Here is an 18,913-nt window from a genome sequence, read left to right as displayed (position 1 = left end):
GCCCCGTCACCCCCGCTGTCCCCCCATTGCGGAGCCCCACCCCATGACGATTTCTCCCCTGCTGGTCAAAGCCTCTGCCGACCGCGAAATCTGCAACGTCACGCCGGAATCGGCCGGCTGGAAGCACGTCGGCTTTCGCGCGCTGCGCCTGAAAGCCGGCGACACCGAAACGCTCGACACGGGTACGCGGGAACTGTGCGTCGTCGTGCTCACGGGCACGGTGCGCGCGGAGGTCGACGGCACGACCCACGATGCGCTCGGCAAGCGCGACAGCGTATTCGAGGACGTATCGCCCGATGCGCTGTACGTGCCGGGCGGCAAGACGGTCACGCTGGTCGCGACGCGCGATGCGGAAATCGCGCTGTGCACCGCGCCGTATGCGAGCGGCGACAAACCCGTGCAACGCCTCGACGGCGAACGGATGCGCCGCTCGGTACGCGGGCAAGGCACCAATACGCGTTACGTATGCGACATCCTGATGGGCGACAACCCGGCGGCCGAGCGCCTCCTCGTCGTCGAGGTCGTCACGCCGGCCAGCCATTCGAGCAGCTATCCGCCGCACAAGCACGACCGCGACGCGGCGCCCGACGAAACCTCGCTCGAGGAAACCTACTACCACCGGATCGATCCGCCGCAGGGTTTCGCGTTCCAGCGCGTGTACACGGACGACCGCAGCCTCGACGAAGCGTGCGCGGTCGAGAACCACGACGTCGTGATGGTGCCGCGCGGCTACCATCCGGTGGTCGCGCCGCACGGCTACAACCTGTACTACCTGAACGTGATGGCCGGACCGAGCCGCGCGTGGGCGTTCAGGAACGACCCCGCGCACGAATGGATGCTCGACGCGGCGCCGAAGCGCTGAATGGAAAACGGGCGCGCGCGGCCCGTGACGATGCGATGCCCGGCACGCGCACCCAGCGCCGGGAACGCCACGGAGCCGCCATGGTGACGACCCTCTTTCGCCTCGATCCCCACCCGTTCGACGACGACGCGTCGAACCCGGCGCTGCCGCGCTTCGATGCGGCGCTTGCCCGCCGGATGGGCGAGATCGCGGTCAACCTCGCGTCGCGCCGCGGGCTGCCGATCGCGGTGAGCATCGTCGGCGAGCAGGCGCCGCTGTTCTATTGCGCGCTCGACGGCAGCCACGCGAACGACAACCACGCGATCCGCCGGCGACAGAACACGGTGTTGCGCTTCGGTCTCAGCTCACTCGCGGTCGGCGAGCGCTTTCGTCGCGCCGGCTGGTCGCTGCAGTCGCAGGGGCTGTCGGATGACGACTATGCGCTCGACGGCGGCGGCGTGCCGTTGCGTGTTGCCGGGGCCGGCATCGTCGGCGCGATGACGATCGCGGGGCTCGACTCGGAACACAATCACGCGCTCGTCGTCGAGAGCCTGCAGTGGCACGTCGGCCGTTACGCGCTTGCGCCGCACGCGTAACGACAACGGCGGCACGACCGGCGCAAGCGCGCCGATGCACCGCCCCGCACGATCAGTTCAACCCGCCGCTCACGACGAGATGCTCGCCGGTCATCCAGCGTGCATCGTCCGACGCGAGGAACACGGCCACCGACGCGATGTCGTCCGGCTCGCCGAGGCGGCCGAGCGGCGTCTCGCTGCGCACCTGCTTGTCGAGATCCGAACCGATGATGCCCGCGCTGTGCGTGCCCTCGGTCACGATCATCCCCGGGTTGATCGCGTTCACGCGAATCTTGCGCGGGCCGAGTTCGAGCGCGAGCACGCCGGTGATCGCGTCGACCGCGCCCTTGGTGCCGCTGTAGACGGCGCTGGCGGGCGGCGTGATGCTGGTCACCACCGAGCTGATGTTGATGATGCTCGCGCCTTCGCCGAGATGCTTGACGGCTGCCTGCGTCGTCAGCAGCACGCCGAACACGTTCGTGTCGAATTGACGGCGATAGTGCTCTTCTGTGATCGCCTCGATCGGCGCGAATTCGTACACGCCGGAATTGTTGACGAGCACGTCGAGACGGCCGTACGTGTCGATCGCCGTATCGACGATGCGCTGCGCGTCGGCTGCCTTCGACACGTCGCCGCCCACCGCGACCGCACGGCCGCCCGCTTCGACGATCGCGCCGACGACCGCGTCGGCACCCGCCTTGCTGCTCGCATAGTTGACGACGACCGACGCGCCTTCGGCGGCCAGTGCCTTCGCGATTGCCGCGCCGATGCCCTTCGATCCGCCCGTGACGATCGCGACCTTGCCTGCCAGCTTGCTCATGATTTCATTCCTCAGTCAGAAGACCTTCGATGGATGGCGCCGGTTGCCGCGACGATGCGTTGACGCGTCGACGCGTTGTGATGACGACCGGCCTGACTGGCAATGTACGGTGCGGCACCGCCGCGATAAAGCGGCTCGACACGAATTGACTGGCGGAGTTTGCCGAACAATCGATCGCGCGCCGTCAGCCGGCGCTCAGCCACGCATCGGCGACCTCGCCGCCCAGGCCGTCGAGCGCGCCGTCGTAGACGATCCGTCCGCGCCCCATCACCGCGACGCGCCGTGCGAGCCGCGGCGCGAACTGCAGCCGCTGCTCGATCAGGAGGATCGCGACGCCGTCGGCCTGCAGCGCGGCGAGGCAAGCGCCGACTTCGTCGACCGCGAGCGGCGCGAGCCCTTCGGCCGGCTCGTCGACGATCAGCACGCGCGGGCGGCCGGCTAGCGCACGCACCAGCGCGAGCACCTGCTGTTCGCCGCCAGACAGCCGCCCGGCTTTCACGTCCGTGCGCGCGGCCAGCAGCGGGAAACGGTCGAACAGGCGTTCGAGCGCCGCGCGTTCGGCCGCACCGCCGGCACCGCGCAGCCCGAGCCGCAGGTTGTCGCGCACCGTCAGCAGCGGGAACACGTCGCGGCTTTCGGCAACGTAAGCGACACCGCGCCGCGCGATCTCGAACGTGCGCGCACCCGCGCATTCGGCACCGGCGATGCGCACCGAGCCGGCCGTGCGCACGAGCCCCAGCACGGCCTTCGCGAGCGTCGAGCGCCCCGAGCCGTTGCGGCCGAGCAGCGCGAGCGTCTCGCCCGGTGCCAGCGCAAGATCGACGCCGTCGAGCACGGGCTGCAATCCGTACCACGCGCGCAGGCCGCGAATGTCGAGCAGTGCGCTCATGCGCGCCCCTCTCCCAGATACGCGGCGCGCACGCGCGAATCGGCACGGATTGCATCGGGCGCGCCGGTCGCGACCACCGCGCCGCGCACGAGCACCGTGATGCGTTCGGCGAAACCGAACACCGCGTCCATGTCGTGCTCGATCATCAGCACCGTGCGGCCCTGCGTCGTCGCGCGGATCAGCGCGATCATCCGCGCCGCCTGCTCGCGGCTCATGCCGGCCGTCGGTTCGTCGAGCAGCAGCGTGCGCGCGCCGCTCGCGAGCGCGATCCCGAGATCGAGCGCGCGCTGTTCCGCATAGCTCAGTTCGGCGGCCAGCGCGCCGCGCCGCGCAGCGAGCCCGATGTCGTGCAGCACGCGCGCGGCCGCGAGATCGACCGACGCCGATTCGCGCAGCCGGTTCCACCAGCGCCGCCGTTCGGCGGGCGCATGCAGCGCCGCGCAGCGCAGGTTGTCGAACACGCTCAGGCGCGCGAACGCGCTCGTCTGCTGGAAACTGCGGCCGATGCCGAGGCGGCTCGCGACGACCGGCCCGCGCCCGCGCAGGTCGACGCCGTGCAGCACGACCCGCCCGCGCGTCGGCCGCGTCGCGCCCGCGATCACGCCGAACAGCGTCGACTTGCCCGCGCCGTTCGGCCCGATCAGCGCATGGCGCTCGCCGGCCGCGATACTCAGCTCGACGCCGTCGAGCACGGTCTGCGCACCGAAGCGCTGCACGACGCCATGCAGCGCGATCGCGTTGCCGTTCATCGCCGGTCCTCCCGCTTGCCAGGCCGTGCACCCTGCGCGAAGCGCGCGCGCCAGCCCCACAGCAGCGCACCGATGCCCGCCGCCGAACACGCGACGGCCCAGCCGGCCGGCGTATCGGCATCGATGCCCCACGCACCGAACGCGAGGCCCGAGCCGTCGTCCTGCGCGAAGCGCCATGCATAACCGAGCTCGGCCGCGCACACGACCGCGACGCCCCAGAACACGCACGCGCCGATGCCGCACAGCAGGCGCCACCGCTCGGCCCCCGGCGCGCCGCGCCGCAACGCGTGCGCGACCGCTTGCGCGATACCGGCGATCCCGCGCGGCGCGGCCACGACGATCACGACAAACAGCACGCCGAGATACAGCGCCCACGCGCGCGACACGCCCGCGACGACGACACTCAGCGCGGTCAGCACGGCGGCCCCGGCCGCCGGCCCGAAGAACGCGCCGGTGCCGCCGATCACGGTCGCGATCAGCACGGTCGCGGAGCGCGCCATCGACACGCTGTCGGGCGTCGCGAGCTCGACGTCGATCAACGTCAGTGTGCCGGCGATACCCGCGAAGAACGACGCGCAGGTAACCATCGCGAGCCGCACGCGGCGCGGATCGGTGCCGAGCGCGGCGACGCGCGCCGGGTTGTCGCGCACCGCGTTCGCGAGCCGCGCGAGCGGCGTGTGCGTCAGCGCGTGCATCGCCCATGCCGACGCGACACACCATGCGGCAATCACCGCATACGCGTGCGCCGGCGCGCCGAACTGCCAGCCGCCCCACGTCGTGCCGCCCGCGCGGTCGATCGGCACGCCGCCGAGACCGCCGAACCATGCCGGCACGCTCCATGCGGCGGCCGCGACGCATTCGCCGAGCCCGAGCGTAATCATCGCGAACGCGGTGCCGGAACGGCGTGTCGCGAGCAACCCGGCAACGAATCCGAATCCCGCGCCGGCCACGCCGCCGACGAGCGGCAACAGCGGCAGCGGGCCGCCCATATGGTTGAACCAGTGCGCGGCCGCGAACGCGCCGAGGCCCGCGAACGCCGCATGCCCGAACGACAGCAGCCCGGTCGTGCCGAGCTGCAGGTTGTACGACAGCGCGAGCACGACGAGCGCAGCCGTCTGCGCAAGATAGCCGAGCACCGCGCCGTGCGGCCACAGCCACGCGGGCAGCACGAAGCACGCGGCGAACAGCGCCCAGCGCGTGCATCCGGCGAGCACGCGGCTACGCATCGACCCGTTCTCCGAACAGCCCGCGCGGCCGCGCGACCAGCACCGCGACGAGCAGCAGGTACGGCACCAGCGGCGCGAGTTGCGCGATCGACACCGCGGCCACGCTGTCGGGCAACACGATGCCGGCCCATGACGCGAGGTCGCGCAGCGACGTGTCGCTCGCGGCCGCGAAGGTCTGCGCGAAACCGACCGCGAGCGACGCGACGAACGCGCCGCCGAGCGAGCCGAGCCCGCCGATCACGACGACCGCGAACACGACAGACCCGACGGTCTCGGCCAGCGCGGGTTCGATCACCGCCAGCGGTGCGCCGATCACGCCGGCCAGCGCCGCGAGCGCGGTGCCGGCGCCGAACAGGCCTGTCATCACGCGCGGCACGTCGTAGCCGAGCGCCTCGACGGCCGCACGATGCGTGAGCGCCGCACGCACGACGAGCCCGATGCGCGATACGCGCAGCAGCGCGCCGAGCGCGACCAGCATCGTCGCGGACATCGCCATCATGAACAGCCGGTAGCGCGGCAACGCGAGGCCGAACACGCTCACGGGCGCACCGTCGAACAGCGGCGGCACGGGCGCCGGCAACGGCGCGAGACCCCAGACGAGTTTCGCGCCCTCGCCGATCAGGTAAGCGAGACCGAAGGTCAGCAGCAGTTCGCTCGTATGGCCGCGCGCCTGCACGCGGCGCAGCAGCGCGCGTTCGCAGCCGGCGCCGAGCAGCCCGACCGCGAGCGGCGCAAGCACGAGCGCGGGCCAGAAGCCCGCTTGCGCCGCGATGCTGTAGCCGACATACGCACCGAGCATGTAGAAGCTCGCATGCGCGAAGTTGAGCACGCCCTGCACGCTGAAGATCAGCGTGAGGCCGGCCGACAGCATGAACAGCAGCAAGCCGTAGCTGAGGCCGTTGAAGACCTGGAGCGCGAGCGCGTGCACCGCGAGCCGTCAGGCAGTGAGCGGCTCGAGCGCGGCGCGCAACGCGTCGGGCAGCGGCACGGGACGGCGTGTCCCGCGATCGACGTACACGTGCACGAAATGCCCCTGCGCGGCGGGCGCGGCATCACCTTGCGCGAACAGCCCGACCTCGTAGCGCACGCTCGACGTGCCGAGCTTCACGACACGCAGCCCCGCATCGACCGATTGCGGGAACACGAGCGGCGCGAAGTAGTTGCACTGCGTCTCGACGACCAGCCCGATCGTCTGCCCGTGCTCGACGTCGAGCACGCCCGCGCGGATCAGGTACTCGTTCACGACGGTGTCGAAGTAGCTGTAGTAGACGACGTTGTTCACGTGCCCGTAGACGTCGTTGTCCATCCAGCGGGTCGTGATCGGCAGGAAGTGGCGGTAGGCGTCGCGCGGACGCGGTTGCGGCTTGTCGGACATGGCGATGGCGATCAGGACGTGGGAAGCGAAGCAGACGAAGCACGGCGGCCGCAGGGCACGGCGCGCCGGCAACGGGTGAAGCGCCGCGTCGCGATCGCACGCGGCACGGCGGAGAAAACCCTGTGCACGGGCCGGCCCGTCACTGCCCCGGCCGGTCGACGAATTCGAAATCGAGGCCGCGCGCGCGCATCCAGTCGGCGAGCGCGACACCGGTACCGGCGCGCCACGGGCGCAGCAGCGGCGGATCGACGAGCTTGTATTCGAGCAGTTCCGGCGACAGCACGACCGTGCCCGACGCGCGCACGTGATACGCGATGATCAGTTCGTTCTTGCGGATGAATTCGTACACGCCGACGAGCGACACGTGCTCGGCCTTCAGGCCCGTTTCCTCGAACACCTCGCGCGCGATGCCGTCCTCGGGCGTTTCGCCGTTCTCGAGGAAGCCGGTGATCAGCGCGAACATGCCTTCGGGCCAGGCCGCGTTGCGCGCGAGCAGGATCTTGCCGTCGAGTTCGACGATCGCGGCGACGACGGGCAGCGGGTTGTTCCAGTGCACGTAGCCGCAGGTGCCGTCGGGGCAGGCCTGGCGGATGCGGCCGCCTTCGTGGTCGGGATCGGCACGCTCGGTGAGCGGGCTCGCGCAGCGCGGGCAAAAGCGGTAATCGGCAGTGGTCATCGATGGAGACGGGGCGACCGGGGCCGCCTGCAACGGCGGCGCCGGTCGCGCTCGGCGCGGGAAAGTCTCGATTCTAGCGAGTTTGCGCGGCGCCGAGGATTTCCGCGACAGCCGGACGAACCGGCCGGAATCGCGCGGGCGATGCCATCCGCCGACGCCCGGCCAGCGTTCGCGCCCGGCCGGTTCGCGCACCGGGCATGCGCGCGCATGCCCGGCGAGGTGCGTCCCGCTTGCACGCGGCGGCCCGTTCCTGCGCGGGCCGCCGCGTGCGGCAGGCTTGCCGGCGATCCGGTCAGGTCAGGTCAGACCGGGCCGGGCCGGGCCGGGCCGCCGGCATGGTCGGCACCGGTCAGTCGCGGATCTGGCCGTAGTTGAGGTTGGCGAGCGGCATCCCCGCTGCGGCACCAGTTGCGCTGCTGCCCTTGAAAAGGCCGAAGTTCAGGGCCGCGAACGCGCCGGCTTGCTGGCGGTAACCCGGCGTCAGCGCAACGCGGGTTGCCGTCGTCGCGTTGTCGAACGTGCCGAAGTTCGCGCCGGCCAGGCCGCCGAGCCGCGCATAATAGCCACCCGAAACCGTGCCGGCCGCCGACGACGATGCGACCATGCCGCTGTTGAAGCCGACCAGGCCGCCGACATAGCTGTCGTGGCCGCCGGCCGCCGAACCGGTCGCGCTCGAGTGCTCGACCGACGCGCCAATGGCGTTCTCGCCGATCAGGCCGCCGACCGAACTGCCCCGATCGGCCAGCACGTCGCCGCTTGCGCTCGACGACGACACGCGGCCGGCGTTGAAGCCGACCAGCCCGCCGGCCTTGCCCGTCCCCGTCACGGCGACCGTGCCCTTCGCGCCGGCGTCGCGCACCGTACCCGTGTTGCGGCCGACGAGCCCGCCAGCGATGCTGCCGAACCCGACCCGGACGTCGCCCGACGCGGACGATCCGTCGATCACGCCGCTGTTGGACGCCACGAGGCCGCCGACGACGCTCTCGAAATCGCTGACGACCGAACCCGTCGATGCGGACGCCTGCACGGTGCCCGCATTGACGCCGACCAGACCGCCGGCCTGCGCCATCATGCCGGCCATCACGGCCCCCTTCGACGACGAACCGTGGATCGCGCCGTCGTTCACGCCGGCCAGACCGCCCGCCGTTGCGAAGTCGCCCGCGATCACGTCGCCAGCAGCCGACGACGCAAGCACTTCGCCGGTCGCCGCATTGCGGCCGACCAGCCCGCCTGCGATGCCGCTCGCCGCTGCCGTAACGTAGCTGTCCGTGCTCGACGCGTCGATCCTGCCTGCGTTGTAGCCGACCAGCCCGCCCGCTACACCTGCCATGCCGGCGTCGACGTTGACGCTGGCCGTCGAATCGCTCACGCTCGCGAAGTTGGCGCCGACGAGGCCGCCGACGTTCGACGCGCCGCCCATTACCCTGCCGACTGCCGTCGACGCATGCACGACGCCGCGGTTTTCGCCGACGAGGCCACCCACACGCGCGCCGTCGGTCGCCGCGACGATGCCCTTGAACGTCGATGCGTCCACCCGACCCGCGTTGTGGCCGACGAGGCCGCCCACGGATGCATTGCGGACGCCCCGCACATCGCCGGCGGCCGTCGACGCGTTGATCACGCCGCCATTGTTGACGCCCACCAGCCCGCCGACGCGCGCGCCGCTGCCGCGTGCGTTGACGATGCCGGTCGCCGTCGACCTGTCGACGACACCGTGGTTGTCCCCGACAAGCCCGCCTGCGCTGCCGTTCGACGCACTGACGACCTGGACGTCGGCACGGCTGTCGCGGATCAGCGCGTCGTCGGCACCGGGCGAGACGAACGAGATGTTTTCACCGGCCAGCCCGCCGACATGCAGCGCATCGTTGCCGCCGTTGACGAAACCCAGCACGGACGCACGCTCGATCGATCCGCCGTAGTTGCTGCCGACGAGGCCGCCGACAATCGCCATGCCTTCGCTGCTCACCACGACGTTCGTCGCCTTCACGTCCGAGATCGTGCCGAAGTTGTAGCCCGCCAGTGTGCCGACGCTGGCCGGTGTGCGGCCGTAGGGCACGACCGCGCGCGTCGAGATCCTGTCGAGCCCGAGGTTCGCGATACGCCCGCCGTTGGCCTCGAAAAGGCCGACGGCGTTGCTGCCCGGATTTGAGATCGACAGATCGCCAATGGTGTTGCCGAGGCCGTCGAACACGCCTTCGAACGCGCGTCTCGCGCCGATGCTCCGGAACGCCGCGCCTTTGCCGTCGATCGCGTTGCCCAGCACGTAGCGGCCGTTCAGGTCGCGGTCCACGTTGCGCAGGCCCGCCACGTCGTGGATCACCTGATACCCTTCGCCGTTCGACGAGAACGATGCGTTGCGGCCCGACAGCGTGGCCGATGCGTTGTCCTGTGTGAACCGGTGGCCTTTCTTCGCGTTCAGCTCCAGATGCGCCTGGTCGCCCGTCAGCGCAAGTTTGTCGTCGATGCGGATTTCTCCTGCGGCGTCCGCCTTGACGCTCGCTTTCGCGCCGCTCGCCGTCACCGCCTGCTTCAGCGCCACGTCGCCCTTTTGCGACGTCAGCGCCAGCGTATGGTCGCTCGCCCAGTTCACCGCGCCATTCACCGTCAGGTCGCCCGACGTGTTCGTCAATGCGACGTTCGTCGTGCCCAGCGCGCGTGACAGCGTTGCCGCGCCGATCGCAGCGTCCGCGCCGTCGACGTTCGCGTTCGCCGACTCGATCGTCCACGTACCCGTGCGGCCCGACGATGAACGCGTGTCGACCTGCGCGTCGCCCGCCACCTTCACCTGTTCGCCGCGCGTCGTCACGTCACCGCCCGCCGCGTTCAGCTTGCCCGCAACCTGCACCAGGCCGCCATCCAGCACGATCTTCCCTTCGCGCTCTTTCAAACCCTGCGCCTCGATCGTCCCGCTGTTGTTCACCACTGCGTTCAGCAGGCCGTTCGCCGCGCGCGCCGTCATCAGCACCTCGCCGCCTTCCGCGCTCAGCAGCCCCCCGTTGTGCGCCTGCGCGTCCATCGCGCCGCCTTCCACCTGCAGGTTCAGCAGGCCGTTGCCGTCGAAGTTCACGGTGAACGCGTCGCCTGCGCCCAGCGCCACGCGTCCTGCCTTCGCACGGATCACGCCCGTGTTCGACACCCGTGCGCCCAGCAGCGCGACGCTACCGCCCTCGGTCGCCGCGATCGTCCCGGCGTTCTCCACCGACTGTCCCGAAGCGCCCGAGAACCGGTAGTTACCCGCCAGGAAATCCGCATCCGAGATGTTCTTCGTCGACGCCACCAGACCACCCACATTCACCTGCGCACCCGCACCGAACACCACCCCGTTCGGGTTCACCACAAACACCTTCCCGTTTGCGTCGATCTGCCCGTGGATCTGGCTGCCGTTCGTGCCGATCACGCGGTTCAGCGCGATCGACTTGACGTCCGGCTGCTGGAACGACACACGCTCACCGCCGGCCACGCTGAAGTCCTGCCAGTTCGTGATCAGCTTGTCCGTGTGCTGGTTGATCGACATCATCTTGCCGTCCGCAGACGTCGCGATATCCGCCTTCCCGGAGGCCACCGCGCCACCCGTCGGCAACGCATACGCGCTCGTCGCCGCCAGGCCCAGCAGCGACACCCCGGCCGCCAGAAGGCGCTTGCCGCCGCCCGTCTTACCGTGGCGACGCGCGGTCTCGCTCACCGCGCACCAACCGCCCTGCGCTTCGTTCCATACCAATGAATAGGCCTTGTTCATTTGGAATCCTCTTTATCTGGATTTTGAATGCTCGCGAAAAGCGAGCGACCGTCATGCCTGCCCGGAAATTCCGCACAGGCCTGAACGCATACATGCGCCCGGCCAAGCGCTGACCATGCACGGTGCCGAGCGATCGTGCCCTCGAGTCGACTGGCCGCTGCGGGTACCTTGCATACCACTTGACGAAGGAGTCGCATGACGATCGGGAACGGGGGACGGCGCCGCGACGGCGCGAATGCGTCGGCGCCATACGCTGCCCCCTCCCCCGCACCGACACGAATTACCGCTTGGCTTCGACGATGCCGCGGTTCATGCCGGCGAACCGTTCACTCGCTGCGGCGCCCGTCGTCTCACTCGACTTGATGCTTCCCGTATTGATCCCGACGAAACCGCCATAAAGCGACGGCCGCGCCTGCGCCGGGTAATCGAACTTCGAACTCGTGCCAGACAACCGGATCGTGCCGGAGTTGCCGCCCGCGAAGCCGCCGCCGATCGTGGCGGTGCTCGTCACCGTTCCCGACGATTCCGAATCGGCGATCGTCCCGTAGTTCCAGCCGACGAACCCGCCAATGGCAAGCCCGTTGGCGACCGTGACGTTGCCGAAGGCCTTCGAGCCACTCACCACGGCGTCGATTCCCTTGTTGAAACCGACCAGGCCGCCCACGTAGCTGCCGCTCCCTGCGGCAACGTTCGACGTCGAGCTCGACGATGCGATCGTGCCGTTGTTCTCGCCGACCAGACCGCCGATCGTGTTGTCCAGCCCGCCGCGCACGGTGCCGCTCGAGCGCGAATCTTCGATCTTCCCGTCGTTGACGGCCACGAGCCCGCCGACCTTGCTCGCGTTGCCGGCGCTCACGTCGCCGGCCGCCACCGCCTGTCGAATCGTTCCGGTGTTCGCGCCCGCGAGGCCGCCGACCCGCTCGCTCGCGGCACCGGTCACGCGCCCCTGCGAAGACACGTCCGCGAGGACGCCTCCGGCGTTGTTACCCGCGAAGCCGCCTGCTGCGGCCGCGCCGTTTCCGCTGACGTTGCCGGACGCGTGCGACCCGCTGATCGCGCCGTTGTCGTTGCTGCCGACGAAGCCGCCGATCGTGCTACCGGCTGCCGCGGTGACGGTGCCGCTTGCCCATGAATCGCGAACGTTGCCTTCGTTGCCGCCGACCAGACCGCCGATCGTGGCCCCGGACGTCGCGCTGACGTTGCCGATCGCCGACACGTTCGACAGATCCGCACCGGCGTTCCAGCCGACCGCACCGCCGACAGCGGCGTCCTTGCCGGCCGACACGGCCATCGACGACGTCGAGTGGTCGATCGCGCCGCCGGCCGAGTAACCGACCAGACCGCCCGCGACCGCGTTGACGCCCGCCGAAAGCTTGCCGCCGCTCGACGAGTTCGACACGGTCGACTCCAAGTTCATGCCGACCAGGCCACCCAACATATACAAACCGGTCGCCGATGCGTCCTTGCTCGTGATCTCGGCGTCGGCGTGGCTGTTCGCGATACGCGCGCCGCCAACGCTATTACCGGCGATCCCGCCGATCGTCGTCGCCTTTTCGTTACCGCTGATACGGCCCTGGAAGCGCGCGCCATCGATCACGCCGTGATCGTTGACGCCGACGAGCCCCCCTACCACGCTCTCGCCCCGGATGGGGGATGTGGACGCGACCGTCATCCCCGCCGCGCGGACATTCGAGATCGTCCCGCGGTTGACGCCGGCCAGGCCGCCGACCTGCGAGTTGCGCACGTTAGCCTGATTGTTCACGATCAGCGAAACGAGCTCGAGATTGGCAATACGCCCCTTGTTCTCGGAAAACAGGCCGATGGAGGGAGCGAACCCGGTAACGTTCAGTCGGGACACCGTGTTGCCGAGGCCGTCGAATACGCCTTCGAATGCGCTGTTCGCACCGATGCTCTGGAACGCCACACCCTTGCCGTCGATCGCGTTACCCAGCACGTAACGGCCGTTCAGGTCGCGGTCCACGTTACGCAGGCCCGCCACGTCGTGGATCACCTGATACCCTTCGCCGTTCGACGAGAACGATGCGTTGCGGCCCGACAGCGTGGCCGATGCGTTGTCCTGCGTGAACCGGTGGCCCTTCTTCGCGTTCAGCTCCAGATGCGCCTGGTCGCCCGTCAGCGCAAGTTTGTCGTCCACACGGATTTCACCTGCGGCGTTCGCCTTGACGCTCGCCTTCGCGCCGCTCGCCGCCACCGCCCGCTTCAGCGCCACGTCGCCCTTTTGCGACGTCAGCGCCAGCGTATGGTCGCTCGTCCAGTTCACTGCGCCATCCACCGCCAGGTCGCCCGACGTGTTCGTCAACGCCACGTTCGTCGTGGCCAGCGTGCGCGACAGCGTTGCCGCGTCCAGTGCGGCGTCTGCATTCGCGACGCTCGCATTCGCCGATTCGATCGTCCACGTGCCCGTGCGGCCCGACGATGAACGCGTGTCGACCTGCGTGTCGCCCGCCACCTTCACCTGTTCGCCGCGCGTCGTCACGTCACCGCCCGCCGCGTTCAGCTTGCCCGCGACCTGCACCAGGCCGCCGTCCAGCACGATCTTCCCGTTGCGCTCTTTCAAACCCTGCGCCTCGATCGGCCCGCTGTTGTTCACCACCGCGTTCAGCAGGCCGTTCGCCGCGCGCGCCGTCATCAGCACCTCGCCGCCTTCCGCGCTCAGCAGACCACCGTTGTGCGCCTGCGCGTCCATCGCGCCGCCTTCCACCTGCAGGTTCAGCAGGCCGTTGCCGTCGAAGTTCACGGTGAACGCGTCGCCTGCGCCCAGCGCCACGCGTCCTGCCTTCGCACGGATCACGCCCGTGTTCGACACCCGTGCGCCCAGCAGCGCGACGCTACCGCCCTCGGTCGCCGCGATCGTCCCCGCGTTCTCCACCGACTGGCCCGATGTGCCCGAGAACCGGTAGGTGCCTGCGAGGAAATCCTTGTCCGAGATGTCCTTCGTCGACGCCACCAGACCGCCCACATTCACCTGCGCACCCGCACCGAACACCACCCCGTTCGGGTTCACCACGAACACCTTCCCGTTCGCATCGATCTGCCCGTGGATCTGGCTGCCGTTCGTGCCGATCACGCGGTTCAGCGCGATCGACTTGACGTCCGGCTGCTTGAACGACACACGCTCGCCGCCGGCCACGCTGAAGTCCTGCCAGTTCGTGATCAGCTTGTCCGTGTGCTGGTTGATCGACATCGTCTTGCCGTCCGCAGACGTCGCGATGTCCGCCTTCCCGGAGGCCACCGCGCCACCCGTCGGCAGCGCATACGCGCTCGTCGCCGCCAGGCCCAGCAGTGATACCCCGGCCGCCAGCAGGCGCTTGCCGCTACCCGTCTTGCCGCGGCGACGCGCGGTCTCGCTCACCGCGCACCAGCCGCCCTGCACGTCGTTCCATACCAATGAATATGCCTTGTTCATTTGGAATCCTATTTATGTAGTTTTTGAATGCTCGTGAAACAACCGAGCAGTTGATCACGCCAACTCAGAAATACTGAGCGGCCTGAACCCATACGCTCGGTGCGCGGGTCGGCGAATCGCCACCCCGACCAAGCGGCAATGCGGCCGTCAGCGACACCTGGCGCTTCGCGCCGAACCAGGTCGCGCCGATACCCGCCGCCTGCATGTGTTGCGTATTCCGTTCGCCCGTCCACGGATGCCGGTTGAGCTGCACCGCGCCCGCGTCGACGAACATGCTGACCTGCCACCCCGGCGCGGCGAGATAACGCAGTTCCGCGCTGGCCTGCCAGCCCTGGTCGCCGCTGCCTTCGCCGAGCGCGTACGCCCGCACGCCGTATGGGCCGCCGAGGCTGAATTTCTCCGACGAATCGAGATTGCGCGACGCGAACTGCGCGCTGACCTGCCCGTACAGCTGGAAACGGCCGCCCAGCGCCTGGATCCGCTGCGCGTCCACGTTGAGCTTCTTGAAACCGCCGATCGACTTCGTCAGCGGATTCGACTCGAACACATCGTTGCTGCGCAAACGCCCGACGCCGAACATCACCGAGAAGCCGTTGCGGCCGCCGCCCAGCCAGCCGTCCTGGCTGTTGCCGCTGAGCCCGAAGGTCCACAGGCCGACGTTCTTGTCGTTCTGGCGCGAGAAAGTGCCGTAGGTGTCGTGCAGGTTCTTGTTCTCGTATTGCACCTGCGCGGTGACGCTCAAATCGCGCGCACGCACGAGCGGTTGCGCGACATAGACGGTCTGGACGCTGGCGCGCCCGCTCATCTCGAGATCGGAAAACCGCCCCGCGACCCGGTAGCGCAACGACGAATACGCGACGCCGACCCGCGTGGAGGCCGGCCCGACCGGCACCTGATAGGCGGCGCGGTAATAGCGTTGCCGTTCGTCGCTGACGAGCCCGCGCAGGCTCAGGCGATCGCCGAGCCGCAACGGCGCATTGACGTCGACGCTGCCGCTGACGCGGTAGCGCCCCGTCGACACCCCGCCGAAGTTGTCGAATTCGAGCGACCCGGATGCGGGCGGCCCGCGTTCGGCATCGACGACGAGATCGGTGGTGCCCGGCACCTCGCCGGGGCGCAGCGTGCCGCGCGCACCGACGCCCGCAAGATCGTCGAGCAGCAACAGGCTCCGCTCGAGGCTGGAGCCGCGGACGACGTCGCCCGGATGCAGCGCGGCAAGCGGCTGCCGCAGCACGGCGTCGAGTGCGCGGGAATGATTCCGGATCTCGATCTTGCCGTAGCGCCCTTCAGCGACTTCGATGCGCACGACACCGTCTTCGATGTCCTGCTTCGGCAAGTAGGCACGCGCGAGCACGTAACCGCGCTCGCGATAGTAGGCGGTGATCCGCTCGGCCGCGCCTTGCAGGTCGGCAAACGTGAGCGCGTCGCCCGCCAGCCCGGCGACGAGCGCCTGCAGCGTTGCGGTGTCGAATACGGTGTTGCCGCCGATCTGGAACGCGCGCACGGCGATGCGCGGCCCGGCATCCGGTTGCGGTTGCGCGGCGCTTTCGGACGGAACGATCTCGAGATCGGGCGCGGCTTTCGGCGGCAGCGCCGGACGCGACGTTTCGACATCGCGCATCGTCGCTCCGGCGTTCGGCACCTGTGCGTGTGCCTGCCCGGGCACGCCCGCCACGCCCGCGCCCCACAGCAACGACAGGCACAGCATGCTGCCGGCGCCCCGAAGCACGCGCGGCACACCACTGTCGGCAACAACCCCGGGCGGTGAACCGGCTGTACTTGCGCCCGCGATGACGAAACAACCGATGTCGTTACGGCAACGGACGATAATTCTTCGTTGATCTACCCACATGCGCCACTGCATCCGAAGTGCAATCGCCGGACCCCTCCGGCGATCAATTTATTCGGCGGATGCTACAGACAGGCATTCCGGATGTATGTAGATCAGGTACGAAATTTGCGCAGCAATCGTCGTTAAAAATCAGTCGCGTACTAATCCGCTTCCGGGAAAAATAGTAATCCTATTAATTTACCCCGATCGAAACGGCATCGTCCCCGGGCAATCGACACGTTGCCCGTGCGCGCCGACGGCATCGTCCGTCGGTATCACGCGCGCCGTCGATGCGCACCGGCAACCGCCGTCATCGCCACGAACCCCGCCGCCCCGGCCAGCAGCGCCGCGGCCGCGATCCACAGCGCGGGCGTGAAGGACCCGTATCGCGCCACCAGCGGCGCCGCGACGAGCGGCCCCGCAATCTGCCCGACGCCGTACGACGCGGTCGCATAGCCCATCAGCCCGGCCGCGCGTTCGCCATGCAGGCGCCGCGCCTCGCGCATCGCAAACAGCGTGATCGCGGTGAACGGCAGGCCGAGCAACAGGCTGCCGACCGAGAAACCGGCCGCGTTCGGCCACACGATCCCGGCCGCGATGCCGAGCGCCTGCGTCGCGCAACCGGCCGCGAGCAGCAGCCGGTTGTCCCAGTGGCCGGGCAGCCGCGAAGCGGAGACCGCGCCGACGATCAGCGCCGCGCCGAACATCGGCCAGAACAGGTCGGGCCACGGCGACCCGGCCGGCAGCGCGGCGCGCGCGATCACGGGCAGGAACGTCGCGGTGATGATGTAGCCGAAGCCCGGCATGCCGTACAGCACGACGAGCCAAGCGGCGTCCGCACGATGGCGCCGCGCGTCGTGCGGCGCCGCGACCGTCGCCGCATGCCGGGCAGTCACGGCCGGCGGCATGGCTGCCGACACCGGCGCACTGCCGAACGTGCGCCAGATCGCGACCGACAGCACGGCCGACAGCGCCGCGAAACCGAGCCAGCCCGACGCCGCGCGCTGGCCGGCCAGCGCGCTGCCGATCAGCCCCGTCACCACGATGCCGACGCCGGGCCCCGCGTAGATCACCCCGCTCCACTCCGGCGCGACCAGTTCGGCCAGCCGCCGCAGCCCCCATTGCGACATGAAGACGAAGGTCCATGCGCTGACGACGCCCGCGACGAAGCGCACCGCGAGCCACACGGGCAGCAGGTGGCCGACACCCATCGCGGCGGTGAGCAACACGGTGGCCACGAGCCCGACGCGCACCATGCGCGCGGGCGCCACCCGCAGCGCGGCGCAACTGACGGCACCGACGAAGTAACCCGCGTAGTTCGCCGATGCGAGCCAGCCGCCGGCCTTCAGGCCGATCGAACCGTCGGCGAGCATCAGCGGCAGCAGCGGCGTGAACGCGAAGCGGCCGACACCGAGCACGATCGCGAGGCCGACCATGCAGGCCAGCGCGACCGTGCGGGCGCGGCGGTCGGTATCGTCGACGAAAGGCGCGCCGGCGGCGGCGCTCGGGGCATCGGAACGGGACATGGCGGCATGGGCCGCGCGCGGAACGCGCCGGCCGGATCGGAAATCGGAACGTTTCCATCGTAGCTTGACCAAACGTTCTCGAAAAATGAATAATTGAGAATCCATTCATCGCTAGGAGAGAATCATGGATCTGGCGGCACTGGCGATATTTCGGGCCGTGGTGCGCGAGAACGGCGTGACGCGCGCGGCGGCCAAGCTCAATCGCGTGCAGTCGAACGTGACGACGCGTATCAAGCAGCTCGAAGAAGAACTCGGCGCGGCGCTGTTCGTGCGCGACGGCCGCCGGCTCGTGCTGACGCCGGCCGGGCACACGCTGCTGCCATATGCGGAGCGCCTGCTCGCGCTCGCCGACGAGGCGCGCGACGCGGTGCGCGAGGACACCCCACGCGGTCGGCTGCGGCTCGGCACGATGGAAAGCACGGCCGCGAGCCGGCTGCCGACCGTGCTCGCGCGCTATCACCACGCCTGGCCCGACGTGTCGCTCGAACTGGTGACGGGCACGACGGGCTGGCTGATCGAGCGCGTGCGCGACTTCGAGATCGACGCCGCGCTGTTCGCGCGCCCGCCGGCGCCGGACACGCTGCCCGACACGTTCGAGACGGTGCCGATCTTCCGCGAGGATCTCGTGCTGCTCACGCCGCGCGGCCATCCACCGGTGCGCACGCCGCGCGACGTGATCCTGCCGACGCTGATCGCATTCGAGCGCGGCTGCACGTATCGCAAGTACGTCGAACAGTGGTATGCGGCGCACGGCGTCAAGCCGGCGCGCGTGCTCGAACTCGGCTCGTATCACGCGATCGTCGCGTGTGTCGCGGCCGGCGCGGGCGTCGCGGTCGCGCCGCGTTCGGTGCTCGACCTGCAGCCCGAAACCGGCAACATCGCCGCACACGTGATCCCCGAGCTGGAGGGCATCGACACGCTGCTCGCGTGGCGGCAGGGTTATGCGTCGGCGGCGCTCGCCGCGCTACGCGATGCGCTTGGGGAAGCCGAGCGGCAGCAGGACGCCGTACAGAAAGCGCACGTGGCGCTGCCGGCCTGAAGCGATCCGCCAACGGGCGCGCGACGGCGCACTCACGCACCGTCCGTTTGCGTACCGGGCAACCGTTCGTGCGTCAGGCACGATGGCGGATCGGCCCCACACAGCGCGTAAACGCAAAACGACCCGGCCGGCACCGATGCCGATCGGGTCGTTTCATGCGATTCCGTCGAAAGAATCGCGCGGTGCGGGCCGGCGCTCCGCCC

The 18,913-nt window shown here is 69.5% G+C and carries 14 protein-coding genes; 3 read left to right on the top strand and 11 right to left on the bottom strand.

The features are described 5' to 3' along the window. The first annotated feature begins 43 nt into the window (after window positions 1-43). Both iolB and AB3K92_RS29755 read left to right on the top strand, forming a co-directional pair. Window positions 44-862 carry a 5-deoxy-glucuronate isomerase gene (iolB, locus tag AB3K92_RS29760; protein WP_048025939.1) on the top strand — a complete coding sequence of 273 codons (819 nt, stop codon included), beginning with the start codon at window positions 44-46 and terminating at the stop codon, window positions 860-862. Between the two features lie 80 nt (window positions 863-942). Then, window positions 943-1,437, top strand: coding sequence for a heme-degrading domain-containing protein (locus tag AB3K92_RS29755; RefSeq protein WP_369466444.1), 495 nt, complete (start codon window positions 943-945; stop codon window positions 1,435-1,437). Between the two features lie 52 nt (window positions 1,438-1,489). Here AB3K92_RS29755 and AB3K92_RS29750 read toward each other — a convergent pair whose 3' ends face one another. The 11 genes from AB3K92_RS29750 to AB3K92_RS29700 form a co-directional block, all read right to left on the bottom strand. Beyond that, complete coding sequence (locus tag AB3K92_RS29750; RefSeq protein ID WP_021162382.1) at window positions 1,490-2,236, bottom strand: glucose 1-dehydrogenase; 747 nt, start codon at window positions 2,234-2,236, stop codon at window positions 1,490-1,492. A 184-nt stretch (window positions 2,237-2,420) separates the two neighbouring features. Next, on the bottom strand, window positions 2,421-3,125 hold the full coding sequence (locus AB3K92_RS29745) for an ABC transporter ATP-binding protein (RefSeq protein WP_059812390.1): 705 nt from the start codon (window positions 3,123-3,125) through the stop codon (window positions 2,421-2,423). Beyond that, window positions 3,122-3,874: an ABC transporter ATP-binding protein gene (locus AB3K92_RS29740; protein WP_369466440.1), complete on the bottom strand. Its 753-nt coding sequence runs from the start codon at window positions 3,872-3,874 to the stop codon at window positions 3,122-3,124. The genes AB3K92_RS29745 and AB3K92_RS29740 overlap by 4 nt, the downstream gene beginning before the upstream one ends. Next, entirely contained in the window at window positions 3,871-5,100 is a 1,230-nt protein-coding gene (locus AB3K92_RS29735) for a branched-chain amino acid ABC transporter permease (RefSeq protein ID WP_059497820.1), read from the bottom strand. The genes AB3K92_RS29740 and AB3K92_RS29735 overlap by 4 nt, the downstream gene beginning before the upstream one ends. Next, a complete protein-coding gene (locus tag AB3K92_RS29730) occupies window positions 5,093-6,028 on the bottom strand; it encodes a branched-chain amino acid ABC transporter permease (protein WP_124922898.1) in 936 nt (311 codons plus the stop codon). The genes AB3K92_RS29735 and AB3K92_RS29730 overlap by 8 nt, the downstream gene beginning before the upstream one ends. A 9-nt stretch (window positions 6,029-6,037) precedes the next feature. Next, window positions 6,038-6,475, bottom strand: a complete 438-nt coding sequence (locus AB3K92_RS29725; protein ID WP_021157113.1) for a thioesterase family protein — start codon at window positions 6,473-6,475, stop codon at window positions 6,038-6,040. A gap of 139 nt (window positions 6,476-6,614) precedes the next feature. Beyond that, the gene (locus AB3K92_RS29720) at window positions 6,615-7,151 is read right to left on the bottom strand and encodes an NUDIX domain-containing protein (RefSeq protein WP_059497824.1); all 537 of its coding nucleotides are present in this window, start codon (window positions 7,149-7,151) and stop codon (window positions 6,615-6,617) included. A gap of 349 nt (window positions 7,152-7,500) precedes the next feature. Further along, window positions 7,501-10,887 (bottom strand): GLUG motif-containing protein, encoded by a 3,387-nt coding sequence (locus AB3K92_RS29715; protein WP_369466437.1) that lies wholly within the window; start codon window positions 10,885-10,887, stop codon window positions 7,501-7,503. A 280-nt stretch (window positions 10,888-11,167) separates the two neighbouring features. Continuing rightward, complete coding sequence (locus tag AB3K92_RS29710; RefSeq protein WP_369466435.1) at window positions 11,168-14,314, bottom strand: GLUG motif-containing protein; 3,147 nt, start codon at window positions 14,312-14,314, stop codon at window positions 11,168-11,170. 64 nt (window positions 14,315-14,378) lie between these two features. Next, the gene (locus AB3K92_RS29705; RefSeq protein WP_369466434.1) at window positions 14,379-16,043 is read right to left on the bottom strand and encodes a ShlB/FhaC/HecB family hemolysin secretion/activation protein; all 1,665 of its coding nucleotides are present in this window, start codon (window positions 16,041-16,043) and stop codon (window positions 14,379-14,381) included. Between the two features lie 377 nt (window positions 16,044-16,420). Next, window positions 16,421-17,671, bottom strand: a complete 1,251-nt coding sequence (locus AB3K92_RS29700) for a YbfB/YjiJ family MFS transporter (RefSeq protein ID WP_369466433.1) — start codon at window positions 17,669-17,671, stop codon at window positions 16,421-16,423. Between the two features lie 124 nt (window positions 17,672-17,795). On the opposite strand from AB3K92_RS29700, the gene AB3K92_RS29695 reads away from it, so the two are divergent. Then, window positions 17,796-18,710: a LysR family transcriptional regulator gene (locus AB3K92_RS29695; RefSeq protein WP_059486871.1), complete on the top strand. Its 915-nt coding sequence runs from the start codon at window positions 17,796-17,798 to the stop codon at window positions 18,708-18,710. The last annotated feature ends 203 nt before the right edge of the window (window positions 18,711-18,913 follow it).

Origin of the sequence: Burkholderia sp. Bmkn7 (genome assembly GCF_041103175.1) — a bacterium.
Classification (GTDB): domain Bacteria; phylum Pseudomonadota; class Gammaproteobacteria; order Burkholderiales; family Burkholderiaceae; genus Burkholderia; species Burkholderia cepacia.
The sequence above is the reverse complement of the archived record's forward strand: the minus strand, read 5'-3'. Positions and strand labels throughout refer to the sequence as shown.

Coding starts and splice junctions, on each gene's coding strand:
- AB3K92_RS29710 (WP_369466435.1), bottom strand. CDS start 14,314: ATGAACAAGGCATATTCATTGGTATGGAACGACGTGCAGGGCGGCTGG.
- iolB (WP_048025939.1), top strand. CDS start 44: ATGACGATTTCTCCCCTGCTGGTCAAAGCCTCTGCCGACCGCGAAATC.
- AB3K92_RS29750 (WP_021162382.1), bottom strand. CDS start 2,236: ATGAGCAAGCTGGCAGGCAAGGTCGCGATCGTCACGGGCGGATCGAAG.
- AB3K92_RS29735 (WP_059497820.1), bottom strand. CDS start 5,100: ATGCGTAGCCGCGTGCTCGCCGGATGCACGCGCTGGGCGCTGTTCGCC.
- AB3K92_RS29755 (WP_369466444.1), top strand. CDS start 943: ATGGTGACGACCCTCTTTCGCCTCGATCCCCACCCGTTCGACGACGAC.
- AB3K92_RS29715 (WP_369466437.1), bottom strand. CDS start 10,887: ATGAACAAGGCCTATTCATTGGTATGGAACGAAGCGCAGGGCGGTTGG.
- AB3K92_RS29720 (WP_059497824.1), bottom strand. CDS start 7,151: ATGACCACTGCCGATTACCGCTTTTGCCCGCGCTGCGCGAGCCCGCTC.
- AB3K92_RS29695 (WP_059486871.1), top strand. CDS start 17,796: ATGGATCTGGCGGCACTGGCGATATTTCGGGCCGTGGTGCGCGAGAAC.
- AB3K92_RS29745 (WP_059812390.1), bottom strand. CDS start 3,125: ATGAGCGCACTGCTCGACATTCGCGGCCTGCGCGCGTGGTACGGATTG.
- AB3K92_RS29740 (WP_369466440.1), bottom strand. CDS start 3,874: ATGAACGGCAACGCGATCGCGCTGCATGGCGTCGTGCAGCGCTTCGGT.
- AB3K92_RS29700 (WP_369466433.1), bottom strand. CDS start 17,671: ATGTCCCGTTCCGATGCCCCGAGCGCCGCCGCCGGCGCGCCTTTCGTC.
- AB3K92_RS29725 (WP_021157113.1), bottom strand. CDS start 6,475: ATGTCCGACAAGCCGCAACCGCGTCCGCGCGACGCCTACCGCCACTTC.